17 protein-coding genes are annotated in these 16,177 nt (G+C 64.1%); 9 read left to right on the top strand and 8 right to left on the bottom strand.

The genetic code is table 11. The features are described from left to right. Positions 1-138 precede the first annotated feature (138 nt). A complete protein-coding gene (kynU, locus tag ACQCSY_RS19925) occupies positions 139-1,404 on the top strand; it encodes a kynureninase (RefSeq protein ID WP_427131501.1) in 1,266 nt (421 codons plus the stop codon). Between the two features lie 154 nt (positions 1,405-1,558). Here kynU and ACQCSY_RS19920 read toward each other — a convergent pair whose 3' ends face one another. Continuing rightward, positions 1,559-2,035 (bottom strand): VOC family protein, encoded by a 477-nt coding sequence (locus tag ACQCSY_RS19920; protein ID WP_427131499.1) that lies wholly within the window; start codon positions 2,033-2,035, stop codon positions 1,559-1,561. Between the two features lie 216 nt (positions 2,036-2,251). Here ACQCSY_RS19920 and ACQCSY_RS19915 point away from each other — a divergent pair, with 216 nt between their 5' ends. Then, entirely contained in the window at positions 2,252-2,680 is a 429-nt protein-coding gene (locus ACQCSY_RS19915) for a DUF3054 domain-containing protein (protein WP_427131498.1), read from the top strand. A gap of 88 nt (positions 2,681-2,768) precedes the next feature. Then, entirely contained in the window at positions 2,769-3,050 is a 282-nt protein-coding gene (locus ACQCSY_RS19910; protein WP_427131496.1) for an Lrp/AsnC family transcriptional regulator, read from the top strand. Between the two features lie 111 nt (positions 3,051-3,161). Here ACQCSY_RS19910 and trpD read toward each other — a convergent pair whose 3' ends face one another. Then, entirely contained in the window at positions 3,162-4,223 is a 1,062-nt protein-coding gene (gene trpD, locus ACQCSY_RS19905) for an anthranilate phosphoribosyltransferase (protein ID WP_427131494.1), read from the bottom strand. 112 nt (positions 4,224-4,335) lie between these two features. Between trpD and ACQCSY_RS19900 the strand changes: the two genes are divergently transcribed. The 4 genes from ACQCSY_RS19900 (at position 4,336) to ACQCSY_RS19885 (ending at position 8,720) form a co-directional block, all read left to right on the top strand. Further along, entirely contained in the window at positions 4,336-5,010 is a 675-nt protein-coding gene (locus ACQCSY_RS19900; protein ID WP_427131492.1) for a cytochrome c oxidase subunit 3, read from the top strand. A 102-nt stretch (positions 5,011-5,112) separates the two neighbouring features. Next, on the top strand, positions 5,113-5,901 hold the full coding sequence (locus ACQCSY_RS19895) for a c-type cytochrome (RefSeq protein ID WP_427131490.1): 789 nt from the start codon (positions 5,113-5,115) through the stop codon (positions 5,899-5,901). Positions 5,902-6,001: 100 nt separating this feature from the next. After that, on the top strand, positions 6,002-7,072 hold the full coding sequence (locus tag ACQCSY_RS19890) for a Rieske 2Fe-2S domain-containing protein (RefSeq protein WP_427131488.1): 1,071 nt from the start codon (positions 6,002-6,004) through the stop codon (positions 7,070-7,072). Further along, positions 7,050-8,720: a cytochrome b gene (locus ACQCSY_RS19885; protein WP_427131486.1), complete on the top strand. Its 1,671-nt coding sequence runs from the start codon at positions 7,050-7,052 to the stop codon at positions 8,718-8,720. Before ACQCSY_RS19890 ends, ACQCSY_RS19885 begins: the two co-directional genes overlap by 23 nt. Positions 8,721-8,862: 142 nt before the next feature. Here the strand turns inward: ACQCSY_RS19885 and ACQCSY_RS19880 are convergent, their stop codons facing one another. Beyond that, positions 8,863-9,654, bottom strand: a complete 792-nt coding sequence (locus ACQCSY_RS19880) for a GntR family transcriptional regulator (protein WP_427131484.1) — start codon at positions 9,652-9,654, stop codon at positions 8,863-8,865. 200 nt (positions 9,655-9,854) lie between these two features. On the opposite strand from ACQCSY_RS19880, the gene ACQCSY_RS19875 reads away from it, so the two are divergent. Continuing rightward, positions 9,855-10,148, top strand: coding sequence for an HPr family phosphocarrier protein (locus ACQCSY_RS19875; protein ID WP_427131482.1), 294 nt, complete (start codon positions 9,855-9,857; stop codon positions 10,146-10,148). A gap of 94 nt (positions 10,149-10,242) precedes the next feature. Here ACQCSY_RS19875 and ACQCSY_RS19870 read toward each other — a convergent pair whose 3' ends face one another. The 5 genes from ACQCSY_RS19870 to ACQCSY_RS19850 all read right to left on the bottom strand — a co-directional run bounded on the left by ACQCSY_RS19870 (position 10,243) and on the right by ACQCSY_RS19850 (position 15,471). Next, positions 10,243-10,644: a cytochrome c oxidase subunit 4 gene (locus ACQCSY_RS19870; protein ID WP_427131480.1), complete on the bottom strand. Its 402-nt coding sequence runs from the start codon at positions 10,642-10,644 to the stop codon at positions 10,243-10,245. Next, entirely contained in the window at positions 10,641-12,362 is a 1,722-nt protein-coding gene (ctaD, locus tag ACQCSY_RS19865) for a cytochrome c oxidase subunit I (RefSeq protein ID WP_427131478.1), read from the bottom strand. Before ctaD ends, ACQCSY_RS19870 begins: the two co-directional genes overlap by 4 nt. Before the next feature lie 10 nt (positions 12,363-12,372). Beyond that, positions 12,373-13,245 (bottom strand): cytochrome c oxidase subunit II, encoded by an 873-nt coding sequence (coxB, locus tag ACQCSY_RS19860; RefSeq protein WP_427131476.1) that lies wholly within the window; start codon positions 13,243-13,245, stop codon positions 12,373-12,375. A 198-nt stretch (positions 13,246-13,443) separates the two neighbouring features. Then, positions 13,444-13,833, bottom strand: coding sequence for a HesB/IscA family protein (locus tag ACQCSY_RS19855; protein WP_427131475.1), 390 nt, complete (start codon positions 13,831-13,833; stop codon positions 13,444-13,446). A gap of 207 nt (positions 13,834-14,040) precedes the next feature. After that, on the bottom strand, positions 14,041-15,471 hold the full coding sequence (locus ACQCSY_RS19850; protein WP_427131473.1) for a dipeptidase: 1,431 nt from the start codon (positions 15,469-15,471) through the stop codon (positions 14,041-14,043). A gap of 106 nt (positions 15,472-15,577) precedes the next feature. On the opposite strand from ACQCSY_RS19850, the gene ACQCSY_RS19845 reads away from it, so the two are divergent. After that, complete coding sequence (locus ACQCSY_RS19845) at positions 15,578-16,177, top strand: DUF3043 domain-containing protein (protein WP_427131471.1); 600 nt, start codon at positions 15,578-15,580, stop codon at positions 16,175-16,177.

Genomic DNA, 16,177 nt, shown 5'->3' with positions numbered 1-16,177 from the left:
ATCCCGCTGAAACTGAATCCCTCACAGTTTCACCACATCTTTCTGCGCAATTATTCAATCCTATTGAACCAATATTGCGCCAGATTCTACGCTGAATCAACTTTCCGAATACACCTTTCCCTAGTTAGGACCCCGCTCATGGACGCATCCCTGCCAAGCACCCGGAACGAATGCCTGGCTGCGGATCATCTGGACCCGCTGGCGCACTTCCGCGATGATTTTGACCTGCCGGAGGGCGTCATCTATCTGGATGGCAACTCGCTCGGTGCCCGTCCGCATGCCACCATGGAACGGGCCACGACAGTCATAGGGCAGGAGTGGGGCCAGGGCCTGATCCGCAGCTGGAACACGGCCGGCTGGTTTGGACTGCCGGCACGGCTGGGCAACAAGCTGGCCACGCTGCTGGGCGCCGGCCAGGACGAGGTTGTCATCACGGACACCACCTCGCTGAACCTGTTCAAGTCCATCGCGGCCGGACTGCGCATCCAGCGCGAGGCCGCCCCGGAGCGCAAGGTGATCCTCACCGAACGGGACAACTTCCCCACGGATATCTACATCGCCGAGGGCATCATCGACTTCCTCAACCAGGGCTACGAGCTGCGCCTCATTGACGAGGACCTCCCGCTGGACGCCGCACTGGATGGCGACGTCGCCGTCGTCGCCCTTTCCCACGTGAACTACCGCACCGGTGCCATGTATGACATGGCTGCGGTGACCGGGCTGGCACATGAACGCGGTGCGCTGGTTGTCTGGGACCTGGCGCACTCCGCGGGCGCTGTGCCGGTTCAGCTCAACGCCGCAGACGCCGATTTTGCCGTGGGGTGCACCTACAAATATCTCAACGGCGGCCCGGGATCACCCGCGTTCATCTGGGTCAGCAAGCGGCTGCAGCAAAAGTTCCGCCAGCCGCTGTCCGGCTGGTGGGGCCATGCCCGCCCGTTTGCCATGGAGGATTCCTACGAGCCCGCCGGCGGTATTCAGCGCTACCTGTGCGGTACGCAGCCGATGGTTTCGATGGCGATGATCGAGTGCGGGCTGGACATCACCCTGGCTGCCGACATGAGGCTGCTGCGCGCGAAGTCGCTGCAGCTGACGGATCTGTTCATCTCCCTGGTGGAGGCGCGCAAGGGCGAGCACCCGCTGGAGCTGGTCACACCCACCGAACATGCCCGGCGCGGCAGCCACGTGAGCTATGCGCACCCGCAGGGCTACGGGATCATGCAGGCCCTGATTGGCCGCGGCGTGATAGGCGACTACCGCGAACCGCACGTATTGCGCTTTGGCATCACCCCGCTGTACCTGGGCTACACGGATGTCTACGACGCCGTGGATGCCCTGTTCGACATCCTGCAGACCAGGGAATGGGACCGGCCGGAGTTCAATGCGCGGTTGACCGTCACCTAAGCCTCGATCGCCTAGACACCGGCTCAACGGCAGTCGGCTAGACCCTTGGGGCCGGCGCCCCGGACATACCACTGGTTGACGCACAAAGGTGAGCCAAGGCACTTGCGCTGGTAAGTTCTGTGCCCGAGGACGGTCATCGCCTGCCGTCGTGGCCTCAGGAACCGTCGTACGCTTGCTGCAACGCCGCTATGTCCAGCTTCTGCATCCCGAGCATCGCCTGCATGGCACGCTGGGCGCCTTCGGGGTCCGGACCGCCGATCAGCTGGCCCAGCACCGAGGGCACCACCTGCCACGAGACGCCGTACCTGTCCTTCAGCCATCCGCATTGGCTTTCCGAACCGCCATAGGTCAGCGCTGACCAGTAGCGGTCCACTTCCTCCTGCGAGGCGCAATCGATGACGAACGAGACAGCCTCGGTGAAGGTGAAGGCCGGTCCTCCGTTCAGGGCTGTGAAAGTCCGACCTTCGATTTCGAACTGAACGGTGATGGCCTGGCCGACGGGTCCGGGGCCGCCCTCGCCGTAGCGTGCCACGTTGAGGACTTTGGCTCCGTCAAAGACGGACACGTAGAACTCGGCGGCTTCCTCGGCCTGGGTATCGAACCACAGGCAGGTGGTGATTTTTTCCGTCACGGTTGTCCTCATCTCCTTGGGCCCAGCCGTTTGGTGCCTGCGGCGAACGGCCGACGGCAATCCTTGGGTTGCGCCTGAGCCTATCCGCCTGTGATTCCCAACACAAAGGTCCGGCAGTTCACGCACCAATGGGCCGCACCGCCGGCGTCGTCCTTCTAGTGTTTGCTGCAAAGATCGCGGCTACCCAGGCCTGAACCCGCCGTTAGGCTTGAAAGCATGCCTCCCTTCACTCCGCCACTCCCCCACCAGTCCGCAACAAGGTCCACATCAAGGCGGGCTGCCGTGCTGGCCGCCTGCGCCGATGCGCTCCTGATCCTGCTCTTCGCCGCCATTGGCCGGGACGCCCACCAGCGCGGGGAAATCATCACCGGCGTCTTCGCCACGGCGTGGCCGTTCCTGGTGGGAGCAGCCGTGTCCTGGCTCGCCCTGCGCCTGTGGCGCGCTCCCCTGCGGCTGTGGCCGGCCGGCGTTTCCGTCTGGCTCGGAACGGTGGCCGTCGGCATGCTCCTGCGGGTGGTCACCGGGCAGACGGTGGTCCTGCCGTTCGTGATCGTGGCACTGCTCAGCCTGGGGCTTTTCCTGCTCGGATACCGGCTCGTGACCGCGGGCGTGCGGCGGTTCAGGACCCGCCGCCGTCAGGCCTGATGCACTAGGCTTGCAAGAACATGGCACGGCCGGCAAACGGTCCAGTAACAGGCCAGCAACGGCGCAACAGATCCGGAAAGGTTCACACGTGGTCACCGCTTTCGTCCTGATCAAAACAGACGCTTCCCGCATCCCGGAGACCGCGGAAGAAATCTCCGCCATCCAGGGCATCAGCGAGGTCTATTCCGTGACCGGTGAATGGGACCTCATCGCCATCGCCAGGGTTGCCAAGCATGAGGACCTGGCGGATGTCATCGCCGACAAACTCTCCAAGGTTCCCGCCGTGGTTCACACCACCACGCAGATCGCCTTCCGGGCCTACTCGCAGCACGACCTCGACGCGGCCTTCGCGCTCGGCTTCGAACAGTAGCCTCGAGCAGTGGCTCAGCATTAAGAGGGGCGGGTCCGGCACATGCTGCCGGGCCCGCCCCTCTTTAAGTCTCTTCCCCGAGAATCCTCGGGCCGCGTGGCCGTGAGTACGTCAGGCGACCTGCGAGAGGGCGACCCACCTGTCCAGCACGGCCGCTGCCGCGCCGGACGCAATGGACTCTTCGGCACGCTTCAACGCGGCGGCCATGCGCTCCACGAGCGGACCCACGGCATCGAGATCGAACGCCACCAGACCGGCTGCGGCGTTGAGCAGCGCGGCGTCGCGCGCCGGCCCGGGGGCGCCGGACAGAACGGCACGGACGACGGCGGCGTTGGCCGCCGCGTCGCCGCCGCGCAGCTCTGCCAGCGTCGCCGGACGGATGCCCAGCTCACGCGGATCGAACATCTCCTCGGTAACCTGGCCGTTCCGGATTTCCCAGATGCGGGACGGGCCGGTGGTGGTAAGTTCGTCCAGTCCGTCGCTTCCGCGGAACACGAGTCCGCGGCTGCCGCGCCTGGCCAGCACGCCGGCCACCAGCGGAGCCATCTGCTCATTGGCGACCCCCACCGCCGAGGCCTGCACGTTCGCGGGGTTGATCATGGGGCCCAGGAAGTTAAAGGCCGTCGGCACGCCCAGTTCGCGGCGGGCGACGGCGGCGTGCCGCATCGAGGGGTGGAACACCTGTGCGAAGCAGAAGGTGATTCCGGCTTCCTCCGCGTTCAGTGCAACCCGGGGAATCGGCAGGTCCAGCCGGACGCCAAGGGCTTCCAGGACGTCTGCGGATCCGGTAGTGGAGGAAGCCGCACGGTTGCCGTGCTTGACCACCCTGGCCCCGGCGCCGGCAGATATCAGCGCGGCCATCGTGGAGATGTTGACGGTGTTGTGCTGGTCTCCGCCGGTTCCGACGATGTCCAGCTTCTCGCCGGCAATATCAATGGGGTTGGCGTTGGTGATCATCGCCTCAACCAGCCCGACCAGCTCATCCACGGTCTCACCCTTGGAGCGCAGCGCCACCAGGAAGCCGGCCACCTGTGCCGGCGTTGCTTCACCGGACATGATCGAGTTCATCGCCCACCCGGTGTTGCCGGCCGTGAGATCCGTACCGTTGATGAGTGCGTTGATGAGCCGCGGCCAGGTGTTGCCTGCCGGCTGTGCAGATGCCTGAGAAGTCACGTCCTGATGCTATCGAGGCGGGCATCGCAAAGACCAATGTGAACGGGTCCGGGAACTTTTCCGCGCGAATTCGCGTCTTTGTAGAAAAAGTCCTCCGAAAACGCCGTTTGCGTTGGGCAGGACGGACTTTTATAGACATAATGTCTATGTGACATCTGCGACCCATGCCCCCAGTACCCCGGCGCACCCGACGCTGAACCGCCCGAACATGGTTTCTGTTGGAACCGTTGTGTGGCTGTCCAGTGAGTTGATGTTCTTCGCCGGTCTCTTCGCCATGTACTTCACACTCCGTTCGACTTCCGGACAGATGTGGGCCGAGGAGACAACGAAGCTCAACTTCCCCTTTGCGCTCGTTAACACCATCGTCCTCGTGGCAAGTTCCTTTACTTGCCAGATGGGCGTCTTCGCCGCCGAGCGGCTTCAGCCGCGCCGCACCGGAGGACGCCTGAGCTTCACCCGCTGGGGGATGAACGGATGGTTCACCCTCACGTTCCTCATGGGTTCCTTCTTCGTGGCCGGCCAGGCGACCGAGTACGCCATGCTCGTTTCCGAGCATGTTTCGCTCTCCTCCAACGCCTACGGTTCATCGTTCTACATCACCACGGGCTTCCACGGCCTGCACGTCATCGGCGGCCTGATTGCCTTCCTGCTCATCATCGGCCGCTCCTTCGCAGCGAAGAAGTTCGGCCACTTTGAGGCAACCTCAGCGATCGTCACCTCGTACTACTGGCACTTCGTCGACGTCGTTTGGATCGGCCTCTTCCTGGTCATCTACGTCCTCAAGTAGCCAAGCCTTGACTCTTTTTCTACAAGCGGCTTTTCTACAAGCGGCAGAATTTCAAGAAGCGGCTCCCGGAGCCAACGCAGGATCGAATAAAGGAACCACCACGTGAAGGCACTCTCGCAGAAGCGACGTCACCCACTGGCAGCAATTGCACTTCTGCTGCTGGGCCTCTTGGTCACTGGTGGGCTGTACGCCGTTGCCACCACCGTCAATCAGGCCAAGGCCGACACCACAAGCTTCAGCGCAAGCGACGCAGAGGAAGGCGGCAAGCTCTTTGCCGCCAACTGCGCCACATGCCACGGCATGGGTGCCAGCGGATCGCAGGCCGGACCCTCACTAGTCGGCGTCGGCGCAGCCGCCGTTGACTTCCAGGTCGGCACCGGACGTATGCCCATGCAGATGAACGGCCCGCAGGCATACCAGAAGCCCGCCCAGTTCAATGAGGAACAGACCCACAAGCTGGCCGCTTATGTTGCCTCGCTCGGCCCCGGCCCGTCCATCCCGGAGGCGGGTGTCCTCGATGAAAAGGGCGACGCCGCCAAAGGCGGCGAGCTGTTCCGCACAAACTGCGCCATGTGCCACAACGCTGCCGCTGCCGGCGGTGCGCTGACCCGGGGCAAGTTCGCCCCGGCCCTGGCGGACGTCTCCGGCAAGCACATCTACGAAGCCATGGTCACCGGCCCGCAGAACATGCCGGTCTTCAATGACGCGAACGTCTCCCCTGAGGGCAAGCGCGACATCATCACCTTCCTGAAGCAGATCGAGGCCAACGGTTCGCCCGGCGGCGCCGATCTTGGTGCTTTGGGTCCGGTCTCCGAAGGTCTCTTTGTATGGATCGCCGGCCTGGGCGTCATTATCGCCTTCACCATCTGGCTGACGTCCCGGACGTCCTAAGCGGACCTTGCACCTGTAAGAATTTTCTGCTGACCCGTCAGCAGTTTGAATTGAAAACTAACCCGGCAAACGCCGGGACGAGAGAAGGATGAGGCGAATTATGGGCAACCATAGTGACGGCAGTCCGAGCCACTCGGGCACCGTAGCTACGGCTGGTCAGAGCGAGGTGGAGAAGTTCCAGGATCCTGGAATTCCCCCGCATCGTTTGCGCCTGGCTGACACGGACCCAAGGGCCGCAAAGCGAGCAGAACGGCAGGTAGCCCTTCTTTTCGGGAGCTCGGTCGTTGGCACGCTGATATTCCTGGTGGCGTACTTCGCCATCGATCTTGGGCATGACTCCTCGATCGCCACGATCCGGCTGCAGAACGCGCTGCTGGGCATCGGCACCGCATTCGCGATGCTGGGCATCGGCACCGGGATCGTCCACTGGGCCAAGGCCCTCATGCCGGACCATGAAGTCTCGGAAGAGCGTCATGCGATCCGCACCGAGGAAGACCGGCTGGCTGCCGTCCGGATTGTGGACGACATCGTGGAGGAAACCGGCATCAAGCGCCGGCCGCTGATCCGCAACACCCTTCTGGGCGCCGTCGCACTCGCTCCCCTGCCGGCCCTGGCCGTCTTCGGTGACCTCGGTCCCCGTCCTGACGACAAGCTGGCACACACGATGTGGGCACCTCAGGAGGGCAAGCTCAAGCGGCTGACCCGCGACCCCGATGGCACCCCCATCAAGGCCACGGACGTCACCATCGGCTCCGCCTTCCACGTCATCCCGGAAGGCCTGAACGAGCTCCAGGAAGGCAAGCTGAACGAAAAGGCCAAGGCCGTCGTTCTGCTCATGCGCCTGAACCCGGACTCCCTCAAGCCCTCCGCCGGCCGCGAGGACTGGAGCTACAACGGGATCGTCGCCTACTCAAAGATCTGCACCCACGTCGGTTGCCCTGTTGCACTTTACGAGCAGCAGACCCACCACCTGCTGTGCCCGTGCCACCAGTCAACCTTCGACCTGACCCAGGAATGCAAGGTTATCTTTGGCCCGGCCAGCCGGCCTCTCCCCCAACTGCCGATCGCAGTCGACGCCGAGGGCTACCTGGTCGCCACCAGCGACTTCCATGAACCTGTTGGACCGAGCTACTGGGAGCGTGATGAGCATGAGCGCAACATCAACAGCTAAAGCCCCCGCCTTCGTCGCCAAAACTAAGGGCGGCCGTATCACCGACTTCGTTGACGAGCGCGTCGGCGGATCCGGAATCCTCCGTGAATTTGGCCGCAAGGTCTTCCCGGACCACTGGTCATTCATGTTCGGCGAAGTGGCGCTTTACTCCTTCGTCATCCTGCTCCTGTCCGGCACCTTCCTCACCTTCTTCTTCGATCCGTCCATGGTGGAGACGCACTACGCTGGCTCGTATACGCCGCTGCGAAACGTCGAAATGTCTGCCGCGTTCAACTCATCCCTGAACATCTCCTTTGATGTCCGTGGCGGGCTGTTCATGCGCCAGGTCCACCACTGGGCAGCTCTGCTCTTCGTGGCGTCCCTCGGTGTTCACATGCTCCGCGTCTTCTTCACCGGCGCCTTCCGCAAACCCCGCGAAATGAACTGGGTGGTGGGCGGTGTCCTGCTGATCCTGGCCATGGCTGAGGGATTCACCGGCTACTCCCTCCCCGATGACCTGCTCTCCGGCAACGGCCTGCGCATCATCGACGGCGTCATCAAGTCCATCCCTGTCATCGGCACGTACACCTCGTTCTTCCTCTTCGGTGGCGAGTTCCCCGGAACGATGATCATCCCCCGCCTGTACACGCTCCACATCCTGCTGGTACCCGCGATGATCCTGCTGATGATCGTGATGCACCTCTTCATGGTTGTGGTGCACAAGCACACCCAGTACCCCGGACCGGGCCGCAATGACGGCAACGTCGTCGGCTACCCCCTGGGCCCCGTCTACGCGGCCAAGGCCGGTGGATTCTTCTTCATCGTCTTCGGTGTCATCGCGATCATGGCCGGGTTCTTCACCATCAACCCGATCTGGAACTACGGTCCGTACGACCCCTCTCCCGTATCCGCCGGCACGCAGCCTGACTGGTACATCGGCTTCGTTGACGGTGCGTTGCGCCTGATGCCCGGTGTGATTGGGAACTTCCACTTCGAGTACGTGATCTTCGGGCACGTGCTGACGCTGAACGTGCTGCTCCCGGCTCTGGTTCCGGCAGGCATCATCTTCACGGTTCTGTTCACGTATCCCTGGCTTGAGCGGTGGATCACCAAGGACAACCGCGAGCACCACGTCCTGGACCGGCCGCGTAACGCGCCAACGCGGACCGCGATCGGCGTGGCTGGCTTCACCTGGTACTGCGTCATGTGGGCCGCCGCTGGCTCAGACCTCATCGCCACCAGCTTCCACGTGGCTCTGAACGATGTCACCTACTGGCTTCGAGCCCTGTTCTTCGTCGGCCCGATCATCGCCTTCGCCGTGACGAAGCGTGTGGCCCTGGCCCTGCAGCGCAAGGACCGCGAGATTGCCCTCCACGGCCGCGAAACCGGCCGCATCGTGCGCCTGCCGCACGGCGAGTTCATCGAGGTCCACGCACCGCTGGACGAGTACAAGCGCTACAAGCTGGTCGGCTTCGAGTCGCCGGTTCCGCTCGCCGCGGTGCCGAACGAACACGGCGTCGTCGACCGCAAGGAAAATCGCCGCGCGAAGATCTCGCAGTGGTTCTTCGAGGACCGGGTTGCTCCCGCGTCCCCTGCGGAGCTCGAGGCGGCCCATGGCCACCACGAGGCGATCGAGCCGGCCGAGTCGCAGAAGTCACTCAGCCACTAGGCAGCTCCACGGCATCAACGCGGAAGGCCCGGTCCCCTTGGGACCGGGCCTTCCGCGTACCACCCGACAGACCAAGACGCGGGGTCACGTCGCGCCCATGTTCCTCATCGGGACGGGCGCGACGTGACCCCGCCTTGCTTTACTACTGGCGATACCCCGAGGCGTAGTTCCGGGTGGGACGGACGCCGGGACGCTGCAGCGGCACCCACAGCTTGTAGCGGTCCGCGCGGTAGTAGGACACCGAGTAGTCAACCATCGCCCTGGCGACAAAGGCGTGGCGCTGGATCTTCAGCAGCGGCGAACCGACCTCGACGTTGAGCAGCCGCGCCGTCGAGGGTGACGCCGCCGTCGCCTCGATCATGTCCTCGCCCCATTCCATGACGAGTCCGTAGCGCTCGCTCAGCACGTTGTATAGCGAGGTGGGCGGCTCGCCGTCGAGCAGGCCGGGAACCCGGTGCGCCGGAATGAAGTTTTCGTCCACACTCATGGGCTCGTTGTCGGCGAGCAGCAGGCGCCGGAAGCGGACCAGGGGCGTTCCTTCGTCCAGTTGGAGTTCTCGGGCCAGGAAGGCGCTGGCCCCGATCTGTTCGAAGCTGAGCACCTTGGCGGCCGGAACCATGCCGCGGCGCTGCATCTCTTCGCTGTAGGAGGTCAGCTTGACTTGAAGGTCCAGCTTCGGTTTCCGGACAAAGGTGCCTAGACCTACGACCCGCTCGATGACTTCCTCGCCCACCAGCGCGTCGATGGCCTGCCGCACCGTCATCCGCGCGAGCCCGAACCGCTCTGCGAGGTCGCGCTCGGACGGCAGGGCTGAGCCTGGCGGGCAGGCCGCCACGATGTGGGCCCTAAGGATTTCCCGCAACTGCACGTAGATCGGGGTGCCGCTCTGCCGGTCGATCTCACCGGCCATCCGGGATGCGTTAGACGACGCCATGGTTCCGCCTGGGGAATTCACTCATATGACAAGGGTAGGCCACTCCGGGCTCAGGTCTAGACCACTCCGGCTTCGCATTTCGTCCCGGTCCTGCCCGCGCGGCTAACCTTTAAGGGAGCCAACGGAGGCGGACAGGACCGCCGCAATATCCGTCAAAAGATATCCGCCAGCACGAATCTGTCAAAACCTAAGGAGTCCCGTTGCCAGTACGGAAGGCAATCGTCCAGGCGGCCATCGGCCTGCATGCGCGGCCGGCGGCCGTGTTTGTCCGGGCCGTCACGGCGACCGGGCTGGCGGTGACGATCAGCAAGGACGGCAAGCCGGGCGTGGACGCCCGCTCGCTGCTGGAGGTCATGACGGAAGACTTCTATTGCGGCTGTGAAGTAGAACTGGCCGTTGCACCCGAGGCCCTTCCCGCCCGCTACAGCCTCGCCGACGCCGAGCACGCCCTCGATGGCCTCCGCACCCTCCTGGAGTCCGCCACGGCCTGCTAGGTGGTCACAGCACAGACGACGGCGGGCCCCACCAATGGTGGGGCCCGCCGTCGTCTGTCGCAATAAGTTCTGCGAGCCGGTGTCTGCTTGGACGCTAGTGCGCGTGGTCACCGCGGCTGTACTCGTAGACCCAGCCAACGAGGGCCACCACGGCGAGGCCGCCGCCGATAAAGGTGATCCAGAATCCCATGGCCAAGCCGAGGAATCCCGCGGCACACGCGAGGCCCAGGACCATCGGCCACCAGCTCCAGGGGCTGAAGTGACCCTGCTCGCCGGCTCCTTCGTGGATCTCGGCGTCATTGCGGTCCTCGGGACGCATACCTACGCGCCGGCCGGTGAAACCGAGGTAGGCACCGATCATGCCCACGAGGCCGCCGACCAGCAGCACGGCCAGGGTACCGACCCATTCAGTCCAGTGGGTCAGATAACCGTAGATAAAGGCGACCGGCACGAAGAAGAAGGCACCGAGGCCAAAAATCCTTGATTCGATTTTCACTTTGCGGCGTCCTTCCGGGCGGCGTTACCGAGGACTGCTGCTGCCGGAGCAGGAGACTCGATGACGTAAGACAGGGAGAGCTCCGGGTGGTGAAGGTCCAGGGCGGGGCGCTCGGATCGGATGCGCGGCAGCGACGTGAAGTTGTGGCGCGGCGGCGGGCAGGACGTAGCCCACTCCAGCGAGGCGCCGAAGCCCCACGGGTCATCCACTTCAACGCGCTCGTTGCTGCGCCAGGTGATGTAGATGTTCCAGAAGAACGGGATCAGCGAGGCGCCCAGCAGGAAGGAGGCGTACGTGGAGAACTGGTTCATCCACGTGAAGTTGTCCTGCGGCATGTAGTCCGCGTAGCGGCGGGGCATGCCCTCAACACCCAGCCAGTGCTGGATGAGGAAGGTGCCGTGAAAGCCGAGGAACAGCATCCAGAAGTGGATCTTGCCGAGGCGTTCGTTGAGCATTTTGCCGGTCCACTTGGGCCACCAGAAGTAGAAGCCGGCGAACATGGCGAACACGACGGTGCCGAAGACCACGTAGTGGAAGTGTGCCACCACGAAGTAGGAGTCCGAGACGTGGAAGTCCAGCGGCGGGGACGCCAGGATGATGCCCGTCAGGCCACCGAACAGGAAGGTCGCCAGGAAGCCGATGCTCCAGAGCATGGGGGTCTCAAAGGTGATGGAACCCCGCCACAGGGTGCCGATCCAGTTGAAGAACTTCACACCGGTCGGAACGGCGATCAGCATCGTCATGAAGGAGAAGAACGGCAGCAGTACCGATCCGGTGACGTACATGTGGTGTGCCCACACCGTCACGGACAGCGCGGCGATGGAGATCGTTGCGTAGACGAGGCCCTTGTAGCCGAAGATCGGCTTGCGGCTGAAGACCGGGAAGATCTCGGACACGATGCCGAAGAACGGCAGCGCGATGATGTAGACCTCCGGGTGGCCGAAGAACCAGAACAGGTGCTGCCAGAGGACGGCACCGCCGTTTTCGGGGTCGAAGATGTGCGCGCCGAAGCGGCGGTCGGCGCCGAGCGCAAACAGCGCGGCGGCGAATGGCGGGAAGGCCATGAGGACGAGGATGGACGTTACCAGCGCGTTCCAGGTGAAGATCGGCATGCGCCACATGGTCATGCCCGGGGCGCGCATGCAGATGATCGTGGTGATGAAGTTGACCGCACCGAGGATGGTGCCGAAGCCGGAGAGCGCCAGGCCGAAGGTCCAGAGGTCACCGCCCACACCCGGGCTGAACGTCGTGTTGTTCAGCGGCGCGTAGGCGAACCAGCCGAACGATGCCGCACCCTGCGGGGTGATGAACCCGGAGACGGCAATCGTGGAGCCGAAGAGGAAGAACCAGAAGGCCAGGGCGTTCAGTCGCGGGAACGCGACGTCGGGTGCGCCGAGCTGGAGCGGCATGATGACGTTCGTGAAGCCGGCGAACAGCGGCGTCGCGAACATCAGGAGCATGACGGTGCCGTGCATGGTGAAGAGCTGGTTGTACTGCTCTTTGGTCTGCAGGATCTGCATGCCGGGCTCGAAGAGCTCGGCACGGATCAGCAGCGCCATGATGCCACCGAAGCAGAAGAAGATGAACGACGCGATCAGGTACATGTACCCGATCGTCTTGTGGTCGGTCGAGGTGATCCAGTTGACGACGATGCGCCCCTTGGACCTTGGTACTACGGGAGCCTCGAGGATCCCGGCGGATTGAGTGTATGTTGCCACGTCGCTCCCCTTACTTGGTTTCGGTCGGGGCCGGGTTGCGGTCGTACTCTTCACCGAGCAGGCCGGTGTTCCCGTCCTGGCGCAGCTTGTCCATGTGCGCCGTGAACTCCGAATCGGAGACGACCTTGACGCGGAACAGCATTTCGGAGTGGTACTCGCCACAGAGTTCGGCGCACTTGCCGTCGTAGGTTCCCTCCCTGGTGGGGGTGAACCTGATGTAGTTGGTCTTGCCGGGGATCATGTCCCGCTTCTGCAGGAACGCGGGGACCCAGAAGGAGTGGATGACGTCGCGTGCGTTCAGCTCAAGGTCCACGGACTTGTTCACCGGGAGGTACAGGGTGGGCAGCTTTTCCTTGTCCACGTCGTTCCCGGTGAGGTGCGCCTGGACGCCGGCCTCGTGGACGTCGCCGGTGACGACGTCGCCCTTCTTGTAGTTGAAGTCCCAGGCCCACTGCTTAGCGCGGACATCGACGACGACGTCGGCAGGCTTGGAGCGGTCATCGATCGACTGCTGGTCGCGGTCTGTGAAGTAGAAGAACACCAGGACCATGAAGAGCGGGATCGTGAGGTAGAAGACCTCAAGCGGCAGGTTAAAGCTGCTCTGTCGGGGGAAACCTACGGTGCCCTTCCGGCGACGGTAAGCGACGATGCACCAGATCATCAGGCCCCAGGTAATGATGCCGACGACCAGCGCGGCAATCCATGAGTTGACCCAGAGGTCCATGATGCGGTCAGTGTGATTGGTGGTGCCACGCTCTGTGGGCAGCCACCCTTTCTGTACCTCTGGTGAACATCCAGTCAAAGCCAACGCGCCGGCTAGTGCCAAGCCAGTGATCGTAGTGATCTGTTTGCGTCGGCTGCCGGTTCGGTTCTGCGAACTCACAGACGGCCCTTCCTACTTGTTGCTGTCGCCCTGCCGCCGATGACGGTCAGGACACACGAAAAGTTTTACTACTCGGTGTAGAGCTTACCGCTCCCCGGGAGTTTTCGCCCACATGTCCGCACCGTGCGTCGGGGCCCCTTTTTGGAGCCCCATCAGCCGGAATCCGTACGGCACTAAGGCCGGGCAGCGTGCCCGGCCTTAGTGGAAGGAATCACCGCAAGCGCAGGAGCCTCCGGCATTCGGATTGTCGATCGTGAAGCCCTGCTTGGAGATGGTGTCCTCGAAGTCGATGCTGGCCCCGCTGAGGTACGGGACGCTCATCTTGTCGACGACAACTTCCACGCCGTCGTAGTCGCGGACGGCGTCTCCGTCGAGGAGCCTCTCGTCGAAGTAGAGCTGATAGATCAGGCCGGAGCAACCGCCGGGCTGCACGGCAACACGGAGGCGCAGATCGGTGCGGCCTTCCTGCTCGAGGAGGCTGCGGACCTTGCCGGCCGCGACGTCAGTCAGCTGGACCTCGTGGGTGGCCAACTCTTCGGCCGTCGTGACGGTGCTGTCGGCGCTGTTTTCATTGGTTGTAGTGCTCATGGCCTACCTTCTTGCAACGGTGGTGGCGGCTCCGCTCTCACGGTGCCCGCCCTACTTAACAGTATGGGCTTAAACGGTATGGGCTATAGCTACATGCTACGTCGATCAGCCCTGTAGCTCTAACTCCAGACGTAACCGTCGCAGCCGGCTGGATGTTCCCCAGGAACCATTCCGGGGAACATTCAGCCGGGCAGGTCAGGCGGCCGGTCAGGCCACGCCTTCCTCGTTCAGGCGGGCCAGCAGCAGCGCCTCGGCAATGATGGCGTTCCTGAAGTCTCCCAGGTGGAGCGATTCGTTGGCGCTGTGCGCGCGGGAATCGGGATCCTCCACCCCGGTGACGAGGATCTGCACGTCCGGGTACAGTTCGGTCAGATCCGCGATGAAGGGAATCGAGCCGCCGATCCCCATCTCGACGGCCGGCACGCCCCATGCCTCCCCGAGGGCCCACATGGCAAAGCTTGCGGCCTGGGAGCCGGTGTCCGTCAGGAAGGAGTTGCCGCTCTCCCCCGGGGTGAACACCACCTGGGCGCCGAAGGGCGCGTTGCCTTCCACGTGCCTGCGCACGGCGTCCATGGCCGCGGCCGGATCCTGCCCGGGCGCCAGGCGCAGGCTGAATTTGGCGCGCGCCCGCGGCAGCAGCGTGTTGGCGGCGACGTCCACAGCGGGGGCATCGAAGCCGATGATGGACAGGGCCGGCTTGGTCCACATGCGCGAGGCGATGGTCCCCGTTCCGGCGAGCTTCACGCCGTCGAGCACGGAAGCGTCGGCACGGTACTCTTCCTCGGTCAGGTCGACGGCCACGTCGTCCCGGCTGACCAGGCCCTCAATCGCGACGCTGCCGTCGGCCTCGTGCAGGGTGGCGATCAGCCGCGAAAGCAGCGTCGGGGCATCCAGCACCGGCCCGCCGAACATGCCGGAGTGCACGGCGTGGTCCAGGACCTTGACCTCGATGGTGCCGTCCACGAGGCCCCGCAGGCTCGTGGTCAGCGCCGGCACGCCGACCTTCCAGTTGCTGGAGTCGGCGACCACGATCACATCCGAGCGCAGCAGTTCACGGTGGGTCTCCAGGAAGGAGCGGAACGTCGGCGAACCGGCTTCCTCCTCGCCTTCGAAGAAGAAGGTCACGCCGAGGCCCAGCTCATCCCCCAACACCCGGGTCACCGCGGCATAGGCTGCGATGTGGGCGAGGATCCCGGCCTTGTCGTCCGCGGCGCCGCGGCCGTAGAGGCGTCCGTCGCGTTCGACGGCGGTGAACGGCTCGGTTTCCCACAACGCCAGATCGCCGGTGGGCTGGACGTCGTGGTGAGCGTACAGAAGAATCGTCGGCCTGCCCTCGGCGGCCGGACGGCGGGCGACGACGGCGGGACCGCCGGGGGTGCCGTCCTCCTTGTCGCACCGCAGAATCCGGACGTCGTCGAAGCCGCTGGCACGCACGAGTTCGGCGACGGCGTCGGCGCTGGCGTTCAGCGGTGCGGGATCGAAGCTGGGCCAGGCGATACCCGGAATGGCCACGAGGTCCGTCAACTGGCTGATCGTTTCATCGAACGATTCGGTGACGGCCTGACGGAGGGCCTCGGCGTCGAAGTTTCCGACGTGGCCGATAGTGGTCTGCGGGTTCCCCGCGGTTGATGAAGTCATGGCCAAAACACTACCCGTGTCCCGGATCACTACAAACAGCGCCATCGCGGGCCGCATGCCGTGTGTACTGGGTCTCGCGTCCGCAACCGCGGGGTATTCTTTAGGGGTGTTTGGACGTAAAAAAGAAGCGCCATCGGCGCAGGACGTAGTTGACCAGCAGGCGGCCGAGGCAACAGCCCGGGATGCCGCGACCGGCAAGGGCGCACCCACGCCCAAGCGCAGCGCCCAAGTGGCCGCCCGCAAGCGCCCGCTTGTGCCGGAGGACCGCAAGGCATCCAAGGCCGCGGAACGCGCGGCCGTGCAGGACCAGCGGCTCAAGATGCGGCAGGCCCTGGACACCGGGGACGAGAAATTCCTGCCGCTGCGTGACAAGGGCCCGCAGAAGCGCTTTGCGCGCGACTACGTGGACGCCCGCTTCAGCCTCGGCGAATACCTCATGTTCGGCGCCCTGCTGTTCGTTGTCATCTCGCTCCTGGTGCCGGCCTCCAGCGAGCAGATGATTTACGTCCTGGGCGGGTTCTGGGTCATGTTCCTGGCGGTCTTTGTGGACGTCTTCATCCTGTCCCGCAAACTCAAGAAGCGCCTGGGCGAGAAGTTCGGCGACGCCGAACGCGGAACCGTCTGGTACGGGTCGATGCGTTCGCTGCAGTTCCGCCGCCTGCGCCTGCCCAAACCCCTGGTCAAGCGTGGAGAGTTCCCCGCCTGA

Source organism: Pseudarthrobacter sp. S9, assembly GCF_050156545.1.
In the GTDB taxonomy this organism is placed as follows: Bacteria; Actinomycetota; Actinomycetes; order Actinomycetales; family Micrococcaceae; genus Arthrobacter.
This window is presented reverse-complemented; position numbering and strand designations above follow the sequence as displayed.